This is a genomic window from Agathobaculum sp. Marseille-P7918 (genome assembly GCF_900625105.1).
In the GTDB taxonomy this organism is placed as follows: Bacteria; Bacillota; Clostridia; order Oscillospirales; family Butyricicoccaceae; genus Agathobaculum.
Map to the genome: position 1 here is coordinate 185,069 of NZ_UYYD01000003.1, position 15,880 is coordinate 200,948.

At 59.8% G+C, this 15,880-nt stretch carries 26 protein-coding genes; all 26 read left to right on the forward strand.

Features of this window, described 5'->3' with window-relative positions; all coding sequences use genetic code 11:
* The first annotated feature begins 2 nt into the window (after nt 1-2).
* The 26 genes from EJL02_RS07030 (at nt 3) to rpsE (ending at nt 15,867) form a co-directional block, all read left to right on the forward strand.
* Nucleotides 3-2,351 carry a SpoIIE family protein phosphatase gene (locus tag EJL02_RS07030; protein ID WP_164510332.1) on the forward strand — a complete coding sequence of 783 codons (2,349 nt, stop codon included), beginning with the start codon at nt 3-5 and terminating at the stop codon, nt 2,349-2,351.
* A 51-nt stretch (nt 2,352-2,402) separates the two neighbouring features.
* Complete coding sequence (locus EJL02_RS07035) at nt 2,403-2,660, forward strand: hypothetical protein (protein WP_125115711.1); 258 nt, start codon at nt 2,403-2,405, stop codon at nt 2,658-2,660.
* 106 nt (nt 2,661-2,766) lie between these two features.
* Complete coding sequence (gene rd, locus EJL02_RS07040) at nt 2,767-2,925, forward strand: rubredoxin (RefSeq protein WP_125115712.1); 159 nt, start codon at nt 2,767-2,769, stop codon at nt 2,923-2,925.
* A gap of 164 nt (nt 2,926-3,089) precedes the next feature.
* On the forward strand, nt 3,090-3,599 hold the full coding sequence (locus EJL02_RS07045; RefSeq protein ID WP_164510333.1) for a DedA family protein: 510 nt from the start codon (nt 3,090-3,092) through the stop codon (nt 3,597-3,599).
* A gap of 131 nt (nt 3,600-3,730) precedes the next feature.
* Nucleotides 3,731-4,702, forward strand: a complete 972-nt coding sequence (gene dusB, locus EJL02_RS07050; RefSeq protein ID WP_125115714.1) for a tRNA dihydrouridine synthase DusB — start codon at nt 3,731-3,733, stop codon at nt 4,700-4,702.
* Between the two features lie 34 nt (nt 4,703-4,736).
* Nucleotides 4,737-5,339, forward strand: a complete 603-nt coding sequence (locus EJL02_RS07055; protein ID WP_125115715.1) for an RNA polymerase sigma factor — start codon at nt 4,737-4,739, stop codon at nt 5,337-5,339.
* Complete coding sequence (locus EJL02_RS07060) at nt 5,336-6,313, forward strand: anti-sigma factor family protein (RefSeq protein ID WP_125115716.1); 978 nt, start codon at nt 5,336-5,338, stop codon at nt 6,311-6,313. Before EJL02_RS07055 ends, EJL02_RS07060 begins: the two co-directional genes overlap by 4 nt.
* A 501-nt stretch (nt 6,314-6,814) precedes the next feature.
* Nucleotides 6,815-7,126, forward strand: coding sequence for a 30S ribosomal protein S10 (rpsJ, locus tag EJL02_RS07065; protein ID WP_054326972.1), 312 nt, complete (start codon nt 6,815-6,817; stop codon nt 7,124-7,126).
* A gap of 127 nt (nt 7,127-7,253) precedes the next feature.
* On the forward strand, nt 7,254-7,949 hold the full coding sequence (gene rplC, locus EJL02_RS07070; protein ID WP_125115786.1) for a 50S ribosomal protein L3: 696 nt from the start codon (nt 7,254-7,256) through the stop codon (nt 7,947-7,949).
* Between the two features lie 18 nt (nt 7,950-7,967).
* Nucleotides 7,968-8,591: a 50S ribosomal protein L4 gene (gene rplD / locus EJL02_RS07075; protein WP_125115717.1), complete on the forward strand. Its 624-nt coding sequence runs from the start codon at nt 7,968-7,970 to the stop codon at nt 8,589-8,591.
* Nucleotides 8,591-8,884, forward strand: a complete 294-nt coding sequence (gene rplW / locus EJL02_RS07080; protein ID WP_125115718.1) for a 50S ribosomal protein L23 — start codon at nt 8,591-8,593, stop codon at nt 8,882-8,884. Before rplD ends, rplW begins: the two co-directional genes overlap by 1 nt.
* Nucleotides 8,885-8,953: 69 nt before the next feature.
* A complete protein-coding gene (rplB, locus tag EJL02_RS07085) occupies nt 8,954-9,787 on the forward strand; it encodes a 50S ribosomal protein L2 (protein WP_125115719.1) in 834 nt (277 codons plus the stop codon).
* Between the two features lie 18 nt (nt 9,788-9,805).
* Nucleotides 9,806-10,087 carry a 30S ribosomal protein S19 gene (rpsS, locus tag EJL02_RS07090; RefSeq protein ID WP_125115720.1) on the forward strand — a complete coding sequence of 94 codons (282 nt, stop codon included), beginning with the start codon at nt 9,806-9,808 and terminating at the stop codon, nt 10,085-10,087.
* Nucleotides 10,088-10,104: 17 nt separating this feature from the next.
* The gene (gene rplV, locus EJL02_RS07095; RefSeq protein ID WP_125115721.1) at nt 10,105-10,440 is read left to right on the forward strand and encodes a 50S ribosomal protein L22; all 336 of its coding nucleotides are present in this window, start codon (nt 10,105-10,107) and stop codon (nt 10,438-10,440) included.
* Nucleotides 10,441-10,453: 13 nt separating this feature from the next.
* The gene (rpsC, locus tag EJL02_RS07100; RefSeq protein WP_125115722.1) at nt 10,454-11,233 is read left to right on the forward strand and encodes a 30S ribosomal protein S3; all 780 of its coding nucleotides are present in this window, start codon (nt 10,454-10,456) and stop codon (nt 11,231-11,233) included.
* Nucleotides 11,233-11,661, forward strand: a complete 429-nt coding sequence (gene rplP / locus EJL02_RS07105) for a 50S ribosomal protein L16 (RefSeq protein ID WP_125115723.1) — start codon at nt 11,233-11,235, stop codon at nt 11,659-11,661. The genes rpsC and rplP overlap by 1 nt, the downstream gene beginning before the upstream one ends.
* Nucleotides 11,661-11,861: a 50S ribosomal protein L29 gene (gene rpmC, locus EJL02_RS07110; protein ID WP_031475649.1), complete on the forward strand. Its 201-nt coding sequence runs from the start codon at nt 11,661-11,663 to the stop codon at nt 11,859-11,861. The genes rplP and rpmC overlap by 1 nt, the downstream gene beginning before the upstream one ends.
* 15 nt (nt 11,862-11,876) lie before the next feature.
* Nucleotides 11,877-12,134, forward strand: coding sequence for a 30S ribosomal protein S17 (gene rpsQ / locus EJL02_RS07115; RefSeq protein ID WP_031475647.1), 258 nt, complete (start codon nt 11,877-11,879; stop codon nt 12,132-12,134).
* A 12-nt stretch (nt 12,135-12,146) separates the two neighbouring features.
* The gene (rplN, locus tag EJL02_RS07120) at nt 12,147-12,515 is read left to right on the forward strand and encodes a 50S ribosomal protein L14 (protein WP_054326962.1); all 369 of its coding nucleotides are present in this window, start codon (nt 12,147-12,149) and stop codon (nt 12,513-12,515) included.
* 16 nt (nt 12,516-12,531) lie between these two features.
* Complete coding sequence (rplX, locus tag EJL02_RS07125) at nt 12,532-12,849, forward strand: 50S ribosomal protein L24 (RefSeq protein ID WP_125115724.1); 318 nt, start codon at nt 12,532-12,534, stop codon at nt 12,847-12,849.
* Between the two features lie 20 nt (nt 12,850-12,869).
* Nucleotides 12,870-13,415 carry a 50S ribosomal protein L5 gene (gene rplE, locus EJL02_RS07130; RefSeq protein WP_125115725.1) on the forward strand — a complete coding sequence of 182 codons (546 nt, stop codon included), beginning with the start codon at nt 12,870-12,872 and terminating at the stop codon, nt 13,413-13,415.
* 15 nt (nt 13,416-13,430) lie between these two features.
* Nucleotides 13,431-13,616: a type Z 30S ribosomal protein S14 gene (locus EJL02_RS07135; protein WP_125115726.1), complete on the forward strand. Its 186-nt coding sequence runs from the start codon at nt 13,431-13,433 to the stop codon at nt 13,614-13,616.
* Between the two features lie 388 nt (nt 13,617-14,004).
* Nucleotides 14,005-14,403 carry a 30S ribosomal protein S8 gene (gene rpsH / locus EJL02_RS07140; protein WP_125115727.1) on the forward strand — a complete coding sequence of 133 codons (399 nt, stop codon included), beginning with the start codon at nt 14,005-14,007 and terminating at the stop codon, nt 14,401-14,403.
* Between the two features lie 15 nt (nt 14,404-14,418).
* Nucleotides 14,419-14,964: a 50S ribosomal protein L6 gene (gene rplF, locus EJL02_RS07145; protein WP_125115728.1), complete on the forward strand. Its 546-nt coding sequence runs from the start codon at nt 14,419-14,421 to the stop codon at nt 14,962-14,964.
* A gap of 21 nt (nt 14,965-14,985) precedes the next feature.
* The gene (gene rplR / locus EJL02_RS07150; protein ID WP_125115729.1) at nt 14,986-15,345 is read left to right on the forward strand and encodes a 50S ribosomal protein L18; all 360 of its coding nucleotides are present in this window, start codon (nt 14,986-14,988) and stop codon (nt 15,343-15,345) included.
* Nucleotides 15,346-15,363: 18 nt separating this feature from the next.
* On the forward strand, nt 15,364-15,867 hold the full coding sequence (gene rpsE / locus EJL02_RS07155; protein ID WP_054326956.1) for a 30S ribosomal protein S5: 504 nt from the start codon (nt 15,364-15,366) through the stop codon (nt 15,865-15,867).
* Nucleotides 15,868-15,880 lie beyond the last annotated feature (13 nt).

Sequence of the window (15,880 nt, forward strand, 5' to 3'; positions counted from 1 at the left end):
AAATGGACAAGCAAAAAACAAAGCGGGCTGCGCCGCTTGTGTTGGGCCGCGCGGCGGCATGGCTGGCGCGGCTGTGGAACGAGGAACATCTACACATCTTGGTCACCGGTGTGCAGCGGTTTATTCTGTGTGCTGTGCTGGCGCGCGGCACGGTGTTCGGTGGGTATGCACCGTTCGGGCTGGCGATGGCGGCGGCGCTGATGGCGCGCGGCGCCGGACTGAGCGCGATCGGCGGCATGGTCTGCGGACTCATGCTGCTGGGCGACGGGCTCAAAAGCGGGGTATATGTGGCGGCGGCGCTGCTGGTGCTGTGCGTGATGAGCGTCTGCGCGGGGCTGCGCATCGTGCGCACGCCGTGGTTTGCGCCCGTGATTGCGGCACTGGCGGGTGCGTCGTGCACCTTTGTGTTTCTGCCGGTGGGAGAGGCGCTGCGCGCATCCGTGCTGCTGCCGTTTGCCGCCGTGCAGGGGCTGACTTTTGGCGCGTGCTGGGTATACGGCGCAGCGCTATCTCCGCCGCGGGACGAAAACGACTGGCGGCGGCCTGCGACGCTGCTCGTGCTGGTGGCGACCGTTTTGCTGTCGCTGTCCGATTTGAGTCTGTTCGATCTGCTCTCGCCCGCGCGTGTGGCCGCCCTGCTGCTGGTGCTGGCCTCGGCTTATCTCGGCGGATCGGCGCCCGGCGCGGCGGCCGGTGTGGCGCTGGGTGCGGCGATGGATATCGCCTGCGGATATGGCGCACTGTTCACCTGCTGTTACGGTCTGTGCGCGCTGGTCGCGGGCCTGTTCCGCGACAGCGGCCGCGGCTGGTTTGCGCTGTGCGCGCTGGCTTCCGGCCTGTGCGCGGCGATGCTGGGTGTGGAGCATGTGCTGTTTGTGCCGATGATCCTCGAACTCATCTGCGCGGTGATCGCGTTTGCGGTCATGCCGCCGTTTGTGTGGGAAGCGATCCGCCGCAGCCTGCTGCCCGATACGCTCATGGGCGAGGCGGCGCACCGCACGGTGCGGCAGGCGGCGGGCAAGTGCGCGACCGAGGCGGCGCAGGCGTTTTATGAGCTGTATCTGGCGATGCTGAACGGCGTGAGCGAAGGCAAGGCGGCGGGCGACCAGAATGTGCGCGCGGTGTTCGACCGCGCGAGCGACCGCGTCTGCAAAAACTGCGTGCTGTGCTCGCAGTGCTGGCAGCGCGATTATGTGACCACGCTTGCCGCTCTCAACGACGTGACCCAGCCCATGCTCAAGCGCGGGTGGGCGGAACTGTCCGACTTTCCGTATCATTTTGCCTCGCGCTGCGTGCATCTGCCCGAGCTGATGCGTGCGATCAACAGCGCGTTGTTTGCGCTGCGCGAGCGCCAAAGCCTTCGGCGGCAGCAGGAGGAAAACCAAAGCCTGCTGGCGCGCCAATATGCGGGCATTACGGATATTCTTCGTCAGCTGGGCGCGGAGGCGACGCAGGATGTGACCGCCCAGCCCATGATGGAGCGGCAGATCCGGCGGTATGCGGCGGCGTTCGGCTGGATCGACCGCGTGTGCGCGGTGCGCGACGCGCAGGGACGGCTTGCGGTCGAGCTGTACGGCGAGGGTATCGAGGATGTGCTGCGGCAGGGCGAGGGCTTTTCCGCGGGCTTAAGCGCGCTGCTCGGCGTGACGCTGACCGCACCCAAACGGGTGGAGGATGAGCTGGGGCCGCATGTGGAAATGCGTGAGCGCGCCCCTTTTCGCGCGATTGTCGGCATCGGGCGGCAGCAGAAGGAGGACTCCGCGGTCTCCGGGGACAGCGGATGCTATTTCCTGACCGATGCGGGGGTGGCCTGCCTGCTTCTGGCGGACGGCATGGGGTCAGGCACGGCCGCGCAGCAGGACAGCCGCATGCTGATCACTTCGCTCGAGCGGTTTCTGCGCGCGGGCATCACGATTGCGGACGCACTCAAGGCGGTTTCGCCCGCGCTGCGGCTGCGCTCGGACGGCACGCGGTTCACTACGCTGGACGCGCTGACCGTTGACTTGTTCACCGGCCGGGCGGAAAGCCTCAAGTGCGGCGCCGCGCCGTCCTATCTGCGCATGGGCGGGCAGTGGACCGTGTTGCGCGGCAAGGCGCTGCCCATCGGTCTGGCCGAGGAGGACGCGCTCGGCGAGCCGGTGCCGCTGCGCCTGGGGCACGGCGACCTGTGCATCCTGCTGTCCGACGGCATTTCGGACGGCATGGACGACGACTGGGTGCGGGAAATGCTGCTGGCGCATGCGGAGGACAGCCCCAAGGAACTGGCGATGCATCTGGTCACGGGTGCTGCCGGCCGCGGACACGATGACGACCGCACGGCGCTGGTCCTGCGCCTCGAGAAAATGGAATGATTAAATCCCTCCTTTTTGGGCAATACTTGCTGCAAAAGGGAGGGATTTCCGATGGTAAAAGGGATCAGCCGGCGCGTGGTGGTCGTGCGGCCGGATGAGCACGGCGTGTTTGAGCAGGCGATCTTTCTGGTGCGCGATTGTACGGTGCCGCGCAGCGATGCGGTGCGCGAGGCCTGCCGCATTGCGAACGGTTATCTGGCAGGGCGCAAGCCGCGGCGGCGCGCACCATGGCTGCGGCTGATGGCGGCATTTGCCGCGGGCGCGGTGCTGGCAAGCGGCGTTTGGGGTGCGCTTTGGCTGCTCTTATGAAAAATGTCGAAAAAGCCATGAAATTATTGTCTAGTATTCCAGTAGACATTAAACGATAAATTGTTTATATTAATATCAAATATTAATAATAAAAGGAGATAGCAACATGAGCAAGTATGTGTGCAAGGTTTGTGGTTATATTTACGATCCGGCGGAAGGCGATGCGGATAACGGCGTAGCGCCGGGCACGGCGTTTGAGAGCCTGCCGGAGGATTGGGTTTGCCCGCTGTGCGGCGTTGGCAAGGACGAATTTGAGCCGGCGTAATCACAAAGGGGGAAAGGGGTCGCTGATGCAGCGGCCCCTTTTTGTGAACAGATTGCAAATTACGGGCGTTGTCCCTTGTTTTGATGCGGCCGGATTGTTATACTAAATACAGTCGGGCGCGGCAAACCGGATGCGCCTGTAACACGGTAGAGGTGGCTTGGCGTATGACCGCCGAAGTATTTTTTGATCTGTTTCATCAGTATGGGCTGATTCTGGTCTGTGCGGTGATTTTCTGCGAATATATGAATCTGCCGGGCTTTCCGGCGGGCGTGATTATGCCCTCGATCGGCGTGCTGATCGCGCAGAGCGAGCTGTCGCTTGTGCTGACGATCGCGCTGAGCGTGGTGTTCGGCATTCTGGGCAGTCTGGTGATTTACGGCCTGTGTTACTGGGGCGGCGAGCCGATCATGGAAAAAGTGTTCGGCAAAAGCGCAAAATTCCGCTCCTTTGTCGCGCGCTGTCATGCGTATATCGACGCGCAGCACGGCCGCGGTCTGGCGCTGTGCCGGATCATCCCGGTGCTGCGCACGATCGTGTCCATTCCTGCCGGGCTGATCCGCATGCCGCTCAAATGGTTTGTCAGCTGGTCCGCGCTGGGCATTGCGGTGTGGAACACGGCGCTCATTTCGTTCGGCTATCTGTTCAGCGCCAAGATTTTGACGATGCTGCTGTAAAAGCTCCCGTAGGGGAGCTTTTTTTGCGCCTTTTGGGCACGCGTGGATTTTGTCACCACTTTGCAAGTTGCAATCAGTGGGGCTGTATGTTAAAATATACTGCGTTAAATTATGCGCAGTGGGGGAGATTTATGCAAATCGGGAACGTAACGCTTGCCGGGCGGATGGTGCTCGCGCCGATGGCCGGCGTGACCGACCGCGCCTTCCGGCAGATCTGCCGGGAACACGGCGCGGCGCTGACCGTGACCGAAATGGTTTCCGCCAAGGCGCTGACCTATGGAGACAAGAAAACGCCGGGGCTGCTGGCGCTGGCGCAGGACGAGCATCCGGCCGCGGCGCAGATTTTCGGGCATGAGCCGGAAACCATGGCCGAGGGCGCGAAGATCGCGCGCGCGGTATCCGGCTGCGACATCATTGATATCAATATGGGCTGTCCGGCGCCCAAGATCGCGAACAACGGCGACGGCTCCGCGCTCATGCGCGACCCAACACTTGCTGCGCGCGTGATCGAGGCGGTCGCCCGCGCGGTCGATGTGCCGGTGACGGTCAAGTTCCGCAAAGGCTGGGACGAGAAAAGTGTCAATTGCGTCGCGTTTGCCTGCATGGCCGAGCAGGCCGGTGCGGCGGCGATCGCGGTGCACGGACGCACCCGCGCGCAGCAGTACAGCGGCACGGCCGACTGGGATGCGATCCGTGCGGTCAAGCAGGTGGTGTCCATCCCGGTGATCGCCAACGGCGACGTTGCCGTGCCGGAGGATGCGGTGCGCATTCTGGAACACACCGGCGCGGACGCGGTCATGGTCGGCCGCGGGGCGCTGGGTGACCCCTGGATCTTTGAGCGGGCAAATGCCCTGCTCGAGACCGGCGTGTGTCCGCCGCTGCCGCCGTTTGCCGAACGGATCGACACCGCGGTGCGGCAGATCGAGCTGGCGGCCGCGCAAAAGGGCGAGCGCGTGGCGATGCTGGAAGCGCGCCGTCATGTGAACTGGTATCTCAAGGGCCAGAGCGGGCTGAAAGCATTCAAAATGCGCATCTGTGCGCTCGAGCGGCTCGAGCAGCTCTATCCGCTGGCGGAGGAGATCAAACGCGCCGCCGGCTGCTGAACCATATACGACATCGCAAGGGGGGACGGAAGCAGTGGACGAAAAACATATTCTGGCGCGGGCAAGACACGGCGAACTGGACGCCTTTGAAGAACTGGTGCGCCGGTATGAAAAACGCGTGTACGCGGTTGCGCTGCGCTCGTCCGGCTGTCCGGAGGACGCGGCCGATATCGTGCAGGAGGTCTTTCTGCGCGCCTGGCGGTCGATCGAGTCCTTCCGCGGCGACAGCGGCTTTTCCACCTGGCTGTTCCGCATCACGATGAATCTGTGCGTGGACCATGCGCGGCACAAGCATACCCAGCCGCAGACCCAGCCGATCGTGACCGAGGAGGAAACCGAGCGTCCGCTGCCCGATCCGGGCCCGACGCCCGAAGAGCATCTGGAAAACAGTGAGCTGGGGCGCGAGCTGGCAGCGGCGCTGGATGAGATCAGCGAAGAACACCGCCGGATCGTGCTGCTGCGCGATGTGTCCGGCCTGAGTTATACCGAAATTGCGGAAGTGCTGGAAATCAGCGAGGGCACGGTCAAATCCCGTTTGTCCCGCGCGCGGATCGCGCTGCGCAAGGTTTTGCTCCAAAGAGGGAACCTTTCTCTGTCTGCCGCGTCTAATCCATCGAAAGGAGGCGGGGACGCATGAGTGATGAAGAATATTTCGAGCAGTTGGTTTCCAACAGTCTGGACGGCACGCTGACCGATTCCGAACGCGAAAAGCTGGAAGCGCATCTGGCGGAGTGCCCCTCGTGCGCCGCGCTGAAACAAGATCTGGAGCAGATGCGGGCATTGTTCGCCGAAGAGGCAGATTTGCCCGAGGGCTTGCATGAATCCATCATGCAGCAGCTGGAACAGGAGAACAAACTGCGGGTGGTGCAGCCGGAAAAACCGGCGCGTCGCATGCCGGTGTTCACGATGGTGGCAGCGGCCGCGGTTGTGGTGCTGGTGGTGCTTGGCGGTGGGCTGATGCCCGCGTTCAGCACGGTCGGCGGCGGAGACGCGGGGGCATCGTCCAATGCTACGGCAGAGGGCGCGGCCTATGACGATACGGGCGCCGGTCAGGCGGTCGCCGATGCGGCCGAACAAGCCGGTTTGGCGGAGAATGACGGTGCAGGCGCCGAGCAGAGCGCGGGCGCCGCGACCGACGCGACTGGCGGGCAGGCCGTTCAGTCGCGCGACAGCACAGGCACTTCGTCTGCGGGCGGCAGCACGACAGGCGGTGCGGCAAAGGCGGGCGGCTCGTCCGACACGAACGGCGGGGTCTGGGCGGAATTGCAGCCCAGCACGGAAAGCGGCACCGATGCGCAGAGCGTGCGCCCGAATGCGGCGCTGGCCGATGCATTGCCGTCGCTGACGCTGCCGGATTCGCTGCGCGGCACGAGCGTGGCGCATTGCTACTTTGCGGATGGCGGTGAAACCGTGCCGGATATCGACGGCGAGCTGGTTTCCACCGCGGATGGCCTGTCGTGGTTTTTGCTGAGCAATAATATGACCAACCTGCAGGACACGCTGGGACGGATGGAAGAGGCCGGCTTCACGGTATCGGCATACGAGGATGTGGGCCTGACGATTGACAGCAAAGCAACTTCCTGGCTTCTGATCGTACAGACAGCGGCATAACAAAACGGAAAAAGCGGTTCGGAAACGGTGTTTTCCGGACTGCTTTTCTGCGTTCCGCAAATTTCGGAGGGTTACACAAAAATTTTGCAAAAATTTTGTGTAAACACTTGACTTTGGGGGATGCTTGTAGTAATCTATAAAGGCACCTGCGAAAGCGGGTAAAACGCGATGATGCCGGAGATTGCTGCATTGTGCAGGTAACTTCGGCGGAGTAGGTCCGACAATCGGGCGGTTGAGATAACTGCTATCAGCCAAAGGCTCTGCGCCTTTTGGCAAAAACGCAATGTTCGTGCGTAAATTCGGGACTCGCGGTGCGTGCGCCGCCAAGCCGATAGCCTGAACCACTTACGTTTCATTCTTTGACCGGATCGTTACACTATCAGTGTGCCCGGTTATTTTCATGCCCGCATGTGATACACACGGCGGGGTTGCAGTTTCTCTCCGTAGCGAGTCAAAACATTATTTAATGTATGGCACACATACGAGGAGGAAAATACCACCATGGCAAACGCACAGAAGATTCGCATTCGCCTCAAGGCGTACGACCACGAGCTGATCGACCAGTCTGCTGAGAAGATCATCGAGACCGCGAAGCGCAACGGCGCAAAGGTTTCCGGCCCGATCCCGCTGCCGACCGAGAAGCAGATCGTCACCATCCTGCGCGCAGTACACAAGTACAAGGATTCCCGCGAGCAGTTTGAGCGTCGCACCCACAAGCGCCTGATCGACATCATCAACCCGAATCAGGCCACCATCGAGGCACTGACCACCCTCGACCTGCCGGCAGGCGTCGAGTTCGAAGTCAAGCTCTAATTTCTGTCAACAGGCAGACGGACTAACCCAACCGGCTGCTTGAAGCCCTGCCGCGACACGCGCGGCGAGGTCATGTTGGCGGCCAAATGTCGTCAACCAATAACCTTTAAGGAGGAAAAACAGTATGCTGCAGAAAGCAATCATCGGCAAGAAGGTCGGCATGACGCAGATCTTCAACGCTGACGGCAAGGTCATCCCCTGCACCGTTATCGAGGCAGGCCCTTGCGTTGTCACCCAGCTCAAGACCGAAGAGAAGGACGGCTACAACGCGGTTCAGTTCGGTTTTGAAGACATCAAGGAGCGCAAGCTCAACAAGCCGGAGAAGGGCCACCTGAAGAAGGCCGGCGATTCTCTCAAGAAGTACCTCAAGGAGTTCCGCTTTGCGGACTGCTCCACCTTCCAGCTTGGCGACGTTGTCAAGGCCGACATGTTCGTCGCCGGCGACTATGTTGACGTAACCGGCACCTCGAAGGGCAAGGGCTACGCGGGCGTTATCAAGCGCTTCAACGCGGGCCGCTCCCCGATGAGCCACGGCGCCGGCCCGATGCACCGTCATCAGGGCTCCATGGGCGCTTGCTCTGATCCTTCCAAGATCATGAAGGGCAAAATGATGCCGGGCCACATGGGCGCTGAGCAGGTCACCGTTCAGAACCTGGACGTTGTTAAGGTTGACGCTGAGCTCAACCTGATCGCCGTTTGCGGCGCAGTTCCGGGCCCGAAGGGCGGCATTGTCGTGCTGAAGAACACCGTCAAGAACAACAAGGTTGCCAAGGGCGAGGCTGGCGTCAGCAAGAACCCGCAGAAGGCTTCCGCAAGAAAGTAAGGGAAGGAGGAGCAACTCATGCCTACAGTAGCAGTTTTTGATATGACCGGCAAGAAGACCGGCGAGATGGAGCTGAACGAGGCCGTTTTCGGCATCGAGCCCAACATGGCTGTGGTTCACGCCGCAGTGAAGAATTACCTGGCCAACCAGCGTCAGGGCACCCAGTCCACGCTGACCCGCGCTGAGGTCCGTGGCGGCGGCATCAAGCCGTGGCGCCAGAAGGGCACCGGCCGTGCCCGCCAGGGTTCGATCCGTTCTCCGCAGTGGACCCACGGCGGTATTGCCCTCGGCCCGAAGCCCCGTTCCTACAATTACTCCCTGACCAAGAAGACCAAGCGTCTCGCGATGCTGTCCGCGCTGTCCGCTAAGGCAGCCGCCGGCGAGATCATCGTGATCGACGGTCTGGATATGGGCGAAATCAAGACCAAGACCTTCGCTGGCTTCCTCAAGTCTGTTGAGGCCACCGGCAAGAGCCTGGTTGTTACCCCTGAGGTTCGCACGAACGTTGTCAAGTCTGCCGCCAACATCCCGGGCGTGCGCACGACGATCGCGTCTACCCTCAATGTTTACGAGATCCTCAACGCTGACAAGTTCATCATCGACAAGGCAGCGGTTGAGAAGCTGCAGGAGGTGTACGCATAATGAAGTTCGCTTACGATATTATCAAGAAGCCGGTTATCACCGAGCGTTCCATGATGGGCACCCAGAACAACAAGTACACCTTCGAAGTTGCCGCGGATGCCGGCAAGATCGAGATCAAGAAGGCTGTGGAAGAGATCTTCGGCGTAAAGGTCGCCAAGGTCAACACCATCAAGCTGCCGGGCAAGTGGAAGCGCATGGGCGTCCACGTCGGCAAGCGCCCCGACATCAAGAAGGCGGTCGTTACCCTGACCCCGGATTCCAAGGGCATCGAGCTTTTTGAGAACATGATGTAATCAGCCGCAAGGCTATGTATGGGGATGTCACCCCGATAAGAAACAGAATTTAAGGAGTTGAAAATCCAAATGGCTATCAAGACTTTCAACCCGACGACGCCCTCGCGCAGAAATATGACTGTGCTGTCCTACAAGGGCCTGTCTAAGGTGAAGCCCGAGAAGAGCCTTCTCGAAAAGGTCAAGAAGACCGCCGGCCGCAACAGCTACGGCCGCATCACCGTTCGTCACATTGGCGGCGGCAACAAGAAAAAGTATCGTATCATCGATTTCAAGCGCCAGAAGCTGGATATGCCGGCAACTGTCCTGACGCTCGAGTACGATCCGAACCGCTCCGCGAACATCGCGCTGGTTCAGTATGAGGACGGCGTCAAGGCTTATATCCTCGCGCCGGAAGGCCTCAAGATCGGCGACAAGGTCGTATCCTCCAAGGATGCCGACATCAAGCCGGGCAACTGCCTGCCGGTTGAGTTCATCCCGGTTGGTACCATGATCCACAACATCGAGCTGTACCCCGGCAAGGGCGCGCAGCTGGTTCGTTCCGCAGGCGTCGGCGCTCAGCTGATGGCAAAGGAGAACGGCAAGGCGATGGTTCGTCTGCCCTCCGGTGAGCTGCGTTACGTCCGTCTGGAGTGCAAGGCGACCATCGGCGTCGTCGGCAACTCCGACCACTCCAACGTCCAGATCGGTAAGGCTGGCCGTACCCGTCACATGGGTATCCGCCCGACCGTCCGTGGTTCTGTTATGAACCCGTGCGATCACCCGCACGGCGGCGGCGAAGGCAAGAGCCCGATCGGTCGTCCCTCTCCGGTTACCCCGTGGGGCAAGCCGGCTATGGGTTACAAGACCCGCAAGAAGAATCACCGCACGGATAAGCAGATCGTGCGTCGTCGCAACGGCAAGTAAGAAAGGAGTTAACGTAATATGGGCAGAAGTGTCAAGAAGGGCCCTTTTGTGGCTCCTGAGCTTATCAAAAGAGTCGTTGAAATGAATGAAAAGGGCGAGAAGAAGGTCCTCAAGACCTGGTCCCGCGCTTCCACGATCTTCCCGGAGTTCGTCGGTCACACCTTCGCGGTGCACGACGGCCGCAAGCATGTTCCGGTGTATATCACTGAGGACATGGTTGGTCACAAGCTGGGCGAGTTTGCTCCCACCCGTACCTACAAGGGTCACGCGGGCAGCAAGACCTCCAATAACGGCAAGTAAGGAGGAGTTAAGGAAACATGGAAGCTAGAGCAATCGTACGCAACGTGCGCATGACTCCGCGTAAGATCAAGCTGATCTGCGATCTGATCCGCGGCAAGGATGCGGGCGAAGCGATGGCCATCATCATGAATACCCCCAAGGCGGCCTGCGAGCCGATGGAGAAGCTCCTCAAGAGCGCAGTCGCCAATGCCGAGAACAATCACGGCATGAACACCGACAAGCTGTACGTCAAGGAAGTACACGTCGGTCCCGGCCCGATCATGAAGCGCGTTATGCCGCGTGCACAGGGCCGTGCATTCAGAATCCTCAAGAGAACCTCGCACATCACGCTGGTTCTTGGCGAGAGAGAATAAGGGAGGGTAATCAATGGGCCAGAAAGTAAATCCGAACGGTCTCCGTGTCGGCGTTATCAAGAATTGGGATTCCCGTTGGTTCGCGAAGGACAATGTGTTCGGCGACCTCCTCGTGGAAGACTACAACATCCGTAAGGAACTGAAGAAGCGTCTGTACGACGCAGGCGTTCCGGCGATCGAGATCGAGCGCAAGAACGACGAAATCAAGATCATGATCCAGTGCGCGCGTCCCGGCATGGTTGTCGGCCGCGGCGGCGAGGACATCAAGAAGCTCGAAGAAGAGCTGACCAAGAAGTACGGCAAGAAGGTCCGCTGCTCCATCATCGAGATCAAGAACCCCGATACCAACGCTACCCTGGTAGCCGAGAACATCGCGGCTCAGCTCGAGAAGCGCATCGGTTTCCGCCGTGCGATGAAGCAGTCCATGGGCCGTGCAATGCGCATGGGCGCCAAGGGCATCAAGGTTTCCTGCGGCGGCCGTCTGGGCGGCGCGGAAATCGCTCGCACCGAGCACTATCATGAAGGCACCATTCCGCTGCAGACCCTGCGTGCGGACATCGACTATGGCTTTGCCGAGGCCGCGACCACCTATGGCCGCATCGGCGTTAAGGTTTGGATCTACAAGGGTGAGGTTCTCCACGGCGGTCCGCGTCTGGGCCGTTCGATCGAGGCTCCGAAGCCCGCTTTCGAGCGCCGCGAGCGTCGCGGTGGCCGTGATGACCGTCGTGGCGGCCGTCGCGACTACAACCGTGGCGAGCGTCGTGCACCCCGCCAGGAAGGAGGCAACCGCTAATGCTGCTCCCCAAGAGAGTTAAATACCGTCGCGTGCATCGTGGCCGCCTCAAAGGCAAGGCACTGCGCGGCAACTTCGTTTCCAACGGTGAATACGGCCTGCAGGCTACCGAGCCCTGCTGGATCACCTCGAACCAGATCGAGGCTGCCCGTATCGCCATGACCCGTTATACCAAGCGTGGCGGTCAGGTTTGGATCAAGATTTTCCCCGACAAGCCGGTAACCGAGAAGCCGGCCGAGACCCGAATGGGTTCCGGTAAGGGCTCGCCCGAATACTGGGTAGCGGTCGTCAAGCCCGGCCGCGTACTGTTCGAAATCGCTGGCGTTTCTGAGGAAGTCGCCCGCGAGGCCCTGCGTCTGGCAAGCCACAAGCTGCCGTGCAAGACCAAGTTCGTTGCCCGTGAGACCAAGAATGGCGGTGAAGCATGATGAAGGCATCTGAGATCAGAGAACTGACGGCCGAGGAACTGGCTGCAAAGCTGGGCGACCTGAAGAAGGACCTCTTCAACCTCCGTCTTCAGCTCGCTACCAACCAGCTCGACAACACCAACAAGATCACTGAGGTCAAGCGCGACATTGCGCGTGTCAACACCGTAATCCGTGAGAAGCAGCTCGCGGATAAGGCGTAATAGGAGGGAAACGAATTGAGCGAAAGAGCATTACGCAAGACGCGTGTCGGCAAGGTCGTTTCCGATAAGATGGACAAGACCATTGTCGTCGCTATCGAGGATCGCGTTGCGCATCCTCTGTATAAGAAGGTTATTCCGCACACCTACAAGCTGAAGGCGCACGACGAGAACAACGAGTGCCGCATCGGCGACAAGGTGAAGGTGATGGAGACCCGCCCGCTGTCCAAGGATAAGCGCTGGAGACTGGTCGAAGTCATTGAGAAGGCAAAGTAAGGAGGAGAGCACATGGTTCAGCAGGAAACTTTTCTGCGTGCAGCTGACAACAGCGGCGCAAAGGAACTGAAGGTAATCCGTGTTCTCGGCGGCTCCGCACGCAAGTATGGCAACATCGGTGACGTCGTTGTTTGCTCGGTGCGCAAGTGCACCCCGGGCGGCGGCGTAAAGAAGGGCGACGTAGTCAAGGCTGTCATCGTCCGCACCGTCAAGGGCCTGCGCCGCGCGGATGGCAGCTACATCCGCTTTGACGAGAACGCCGGCGTTATCATCCGTGACGATAAAAACCCCCGCGGCACCCGTATCTTTGGGCCTGTCGCTCGTGAGCTGCGCGATAAGGACTATATGAAGATCCTGTCGCTTGCTCCGGAAGTACTGTAAGGAGGTCGCCAAGAATATGAATACTCTGCATGTTAAGACGGGCGACACCGCAGTCGTTCTTTCCGGCAAGGAAAAGGGCAAGCGCGGCAAGGTTCTGTCCGTAAACCCGAAGAAGGGCATGGTAGTTATCGAAGGTGTGAACATGATCAAGTGCCACACCAAGCCCCGCCGTCAGGGTGAAACCGGCGGCATCATTGAGCGTGAGGGCGCGCTGCGTGCGTGCAAGGTTATGCGTGTCTGCCCGAAGTGCGACAAGCCGACCCGCCCCGCGCATAAGTTCGCTGAGAACGGTGCAAAGCTGACGGTGTGCAAGCACTGCGGCGAAACGCTTTAAGAAGAGGAGGCAAGCAATAAATGGTTCCGAATATGAAAGCCAAGTATACTGCGGATGTTGCGCCTGCTCTGATGAAGAAGTTCCAGTACAAGAGCACGATGCAGATCCCGACCATCGACAAGATCGTTGTCAACGTCGGCTGCGGCAAGGAAGCCAATGGCAACTCCAAGGTCATTGAGTCCGTTGTCCGCGACATCGCAGCCATCACCGGCCAGAAGCCGGTTGTCACCCACGCCCGTAAGTCGGTTGCTAACTTCAAGCTCCGCGAGGGCATGCCGGTCGGCGTCAAGGTCACCCTGCGCCACGACCGTATGTGGGAATTCCTCGATCGTCTGTTCAACGTCGCGCTGCCGCGCGTCCGCGACTTCCGCGGCATCAACGGCGATGCGTTCGACGGCCGCGGCAACTATGCCCTGGGCCTGAAGGAACAGCTGATCTTCCCGGAAATTTCCTACGATCAGATCGATAAGATCCGCGGCATGGACATCGTAATCTGCACCACCGCGAACACCGACGAAGAAGCCAAGGAACTGCTCACGCTGATGGGCGCTCCGTTTGAGAAGTAAGGGAGGAGAAACAACATGGCTAAGAAGGCAATGATCCTCAAGCAGCAGGCGAAGCCGAAGTTCTCTACCCGCGCTTACAACCGCTGCAAGATCTGCGGCCGTCCGCACGCTTACCTGCGTGATTTCGGTATCTGCCGTATCTGCTTCCGTGAGCTGGCTTACAAGGGCCAGATCCCGGGCGTTCGCAAGGCTTCCTGGTAAGACTTGCTTGGGACTGCGCTTTTGGCGCGTCGATTTGAATGGGAGAGCGGGCGCTTTGGCGCCCGCTTTTCGCAGATTCTGCCGAACGCTGTCGGCAGGAGGGGTTTTAATGCGTTTTGACGGGAACGAAAGCAGAATATTTTATAAAAATATGCATTTTGTTGCTTGCCAATTTGCAAAAATCCATGCTATAATTAGTCGATAGCCCGCCCATGCGGGCTTATCGGCTGTAACTTAAAAACAGCGTACCCCCAGCCGCTGTCCGTGGAAGGGCCACAGGCAGTGTAAAGAAAAGTGGGAGGCAAACAGGTCAATCAAGAGGGGACCCAACCCAGCCCCGCTCCGATTGCTGCACTACCCCCAAACTTCTTAAAAAAGGAGAGCATTTATGCAGATCACTGATCCTATCGCGGATATGCTGACCCGTATCCGCAACGCCGGCAATGCTCGTCATGCCAGCGTGGACGTACCCGCGTCCAAAATGAAGAAGGCAATTGCCCAGATCCTGCTCGATGAGGGCTATATCAAGTCCTTTGAGACCCTTGAGGGCAACACCCAGGGCATCATCCGCATCACGCTCAAGTATGTGGACGGCCGCCAGAAGGCCATCACCGGCCTCAAGCGCGTTTCCAAGCCCGGCCTGCGTGTGTATGCCGGCGCTCAGGAGCTTCCGAAGGTGCTCCGCGGCCTTGGTATTGCCATCATTTCCACGTCGAGAGGCATCATGACCGACAAGAAGGCCCGCGAGCTGAATGTCGGCGGCGAAGTCCTCGCATTTGTATGGTAAGGGGAGGTATAAAATATGTCTCGAATTGGTAGAATGCCGATTGCCATCCCGGCCGGTGTGGAGGTCAAGGTTGACGGCCATGTCGTAACGGTGAAGGGCGCAAAGGCAACCCTTACCCGCGAAATCCATCCGAACATGAACGTTGCGGTGGAGGGAAATGAAATCCTTGTCACTCGTCCGAACGATGACAAGCACAACCGTGCCCTGCACGGCCTGACCCGTTCGCTCATCCACAACATGGTTGTCGGTGTAACCGACGGCTTCAAGAAGGAACTGAGCGTACAGGGCGTTGGTTACCGTGTTGCAAAGCAGGGCAAGGATCTGGTTATGAACCTCGGTTACTCGCATCAGGTTACCATGAGCGAGATCGACGGCATCACGATCGACGTTCCGAACCCGAACACGATCGTTATCTCCGGTCCTGACAAGCAGAAGGTCGGTCAGTTTGCTGCGGAAGTCCGCGAGAAGCGTCCGCCGGAACCCTACAAGGGCAAGGGCATTCGCTACGCTGACGAGTTTGTCCGCCGCAAGGAAGGCAAGACCGGCGCGAAGAAGAAGTAAGGAAAGGAGAGGCGAATTTAAATGGTATCGAAGAAGGATTCCAACAAGGCGCGTCTGCAGCGCCACAAGCGCGTTCGCGCGAAGATCAGCGGTACTGCCGAGCGTCCGCGTCTGGACGTTTACCGTTCCGCAAAGAACATTTATGCACAGGTCATCGACGATGTCGCCGGTGTTACCCTCGTTTCCGCCTCGACTGCCGAGAAGGACTTCACCGAGTACGGCGGCAACAAGGAAGCAGCCAAGAAGATTGGCATGCTGGTTGCCGAGCGCTGCAAGGCCAAGGGCATCGAAACTGTCGTGTTTGACCGCGGCGGTTACCTGTACCACGGCCGCGTGAAGGAACTCGCGGAAGGCGCCCGTGAGGGCGGCCTGCAGTTTTAAGTCGGGAGGAGGTAAAACATGGCTCAGTTTAACAGAAACGATAAGCGCGAGGACGAGTTCTCTGAGAACGTAGTAGCGCTCAACCGCGTTGCCAAGACCGTTAAGGGCGGCCGCATCTTCAAGTTTGCGGCGCTGGTCGTAGTTGGCGACGGCAAGGGCACGGTCGGTTTCGGTCTCGGTAAGGCTTCCGAAGTTCCGGACGCGATCCGTAAGGGCATCGAGGACGCCAAGAAGAACCTCGTTAAGATTTCGCTGAAGGGCACCACCATCCCGCACGAGGTGATCGGTGAGTTCGGCGCGGGCCGCGTTCTGCTCAAGCCCGCCGCTCCCGGTACCGGCGTTATCGCCGGCGGTGCGGTTCGTGCGGTCGTTGAGGCTGCCGGCATCAAGGACATTCGTACCAAGTGCCTGCGTTCCAACAACCCGCAGAACGTTGTTACCGCAACGATGGAAGGCCTCAAGAGCCTGCGCGACGCTGCTCAGGTAGCGGCTGTTCGCGGCAAAGCCGTAGAAGAACTGTAAGAAAGGGGTAACT

What these genes read in the sequence shown, in the direction of transcription:
- EJL02_RS07030 (WP_164510332.1), top strand. Translation starts at nt 3, where the DNA reads ATGGACAAGCAAAAAACAAAGCGGGCTGCGCCGCTTGTGTTGGGCCGC.
- EJL02_RS07035 (WP_125115711.1), top strand. Translation starts at nt 2,403, where the DNA reads ATGGTAAAAGGGATCAGCCGGCGCGTGGTGGTCGTGCGGCCGGATGAG.
- rd (WP_125115712.1), top strand. Translation starts at nt 2,767, where the DNA reads ATGAGCAAGTATGTGTGCAAGGTTTGTGGTTATATTTACGATCCGGCG.
- EJL02_RS07045 (WP_164510333.1), top strand. Translation starts at nt 3,090, where the DNA reads ATGACCGCCGAAGTATTTTTTGATCTGTTTCATCAGTATGGGCTGATT.
- dusB (WP_125115714.1), top strand. Translation starts at nt 3,731, where the DNA reads ATGCAAATCGGGAACGTAACGCTTGCCGGGCGGATGGTGCTCGCGCCG.
- EJL02_RS07060 (WP_125115716.1), top strand. Translation starts at nt 5,336, where the DNA reads ATGAGTGATGAAGAATATTTCGAGCAGTTGGTTTCCAACAGTCTGGAC.
- rpsJ (WP_054326972.1), top strand. Translation starts at nt 6,815, where the DNA reads ATGGCAAACGCACAGAAGATTCGCATTCGCCTCAAGGCGTACGACCAC.
- rplD (WP_125115717.1), top strand. Translation starts at nt 7,968, where the DNA reads ATGCCTACAGTAGCAGTTTTTGATATGACCGGCAAGAAGACCGGCGAG.
- rplW (WP_125115718.1), top strand. Translation starts at nt 8,591, where the DNA reads ATGAAGTTCGCTTACGATATTATCAAGAAGCCGGTTATCACCGAGCGT.
- rplB (WP_125115719.1), top strand. Translation starts at nt 8,954, where the DNA reads ATGGCTATCAAGACTTTCAACCCGACGACGCCCTCGCGCAGAAATATG.
- rpsS (WP_125115720.1), top strand. Translation starts at nt 9,806, where the DNA reads ATGGGCAGAAGTGTCAAGAAGGGCCCTTTTGTGGCTCCTGAGCTTATC.
- rplV (WP_125115721.1), top strand. Translation starts at nt 10,105, where the DNA reads ATGGAAGCTAGAGCAATCGTACGCAACGTGCGCATGACTCCGCGTAAG.
- rpsC (WP_125115722.1), top strand. Translation starts at nt 10,454, where the DNA reads ATGGGCCAGAAAGTAAATCCGAACGGTCTCCGTGTCGGCGTTATCAAG.
- rplP (WP_125115723.1), top strand. Translation starts at nt 11,233, where the DNA reads ATGCTGCTCCCCAAGAGAGTTAAATACCGTCGCGTGCATCGTGGCCGC.
- rpmC (WP_031475649.1), top strand. Translation starts at nt 11,661, where the DNA reads ATGAAGGCATCTGAGATCAGAGAACTGACGGCCGAGGAACTGGCTGCA.
- rplN (WP_054326962.1), top strand. Translation starts at nt 12,147, where the DNA reads ATGGTTCAGCAGGAAACTTTTCTGCGTGCAGCTGACAACAGCGGCGCA.
- rplX (WP_125115724.1), top strand. Translation starts at nt 12,532, where the DNA reads ATGAATACTCTGCATGTTAAGACGGGCGACACCGCAGTCGTTCTTTCC.
- rplE (WP_125115725.1), top strand. Translation starts at nt 12,870, where the DNA reads ATGGTTCCGAATATGAAAGCCAAGTATACTGCGGATGTTGCGCCTGCT.
- EJL02_RS07135 (WP_125115726.1), top strand. Translation starts at nt 13,431, where the DNA reads ATGGCTAAGAAGGCAATGATCCTCAAGCAGCAGGCGAAGCCGAAGTTC.
- rpsH (WP_125115727.1), top strand. Translation starts at nt 14,005, where the DNA reads ATGCAGATCACTGATCCTATCGCGGATATGCTGACCCGTATCCGCAAC.
- rplF (WP_125115728.1), top strand. Translation starts at nt 14,419, where the DNA reads ATGTCTCGAATTGGTAGAATGCCGATTGCCATCCCGGCCGGTGTGGAG.
- rplR (WP_125115729.1), top strand. Translation starts at nt 14,986, where the DNA reads ATGGTATCGAAGAAGGATTCCAACAAGGCGCGTCTGCAGCGCCACAAG.
- rpsE (WP_054326956.1), top strand. Translation starts at nt 15,364, where the DNA reads ATGGCTCAGTTTAACAGAAACGATAAGCGCGAGGACGAGTTCTCTGAG.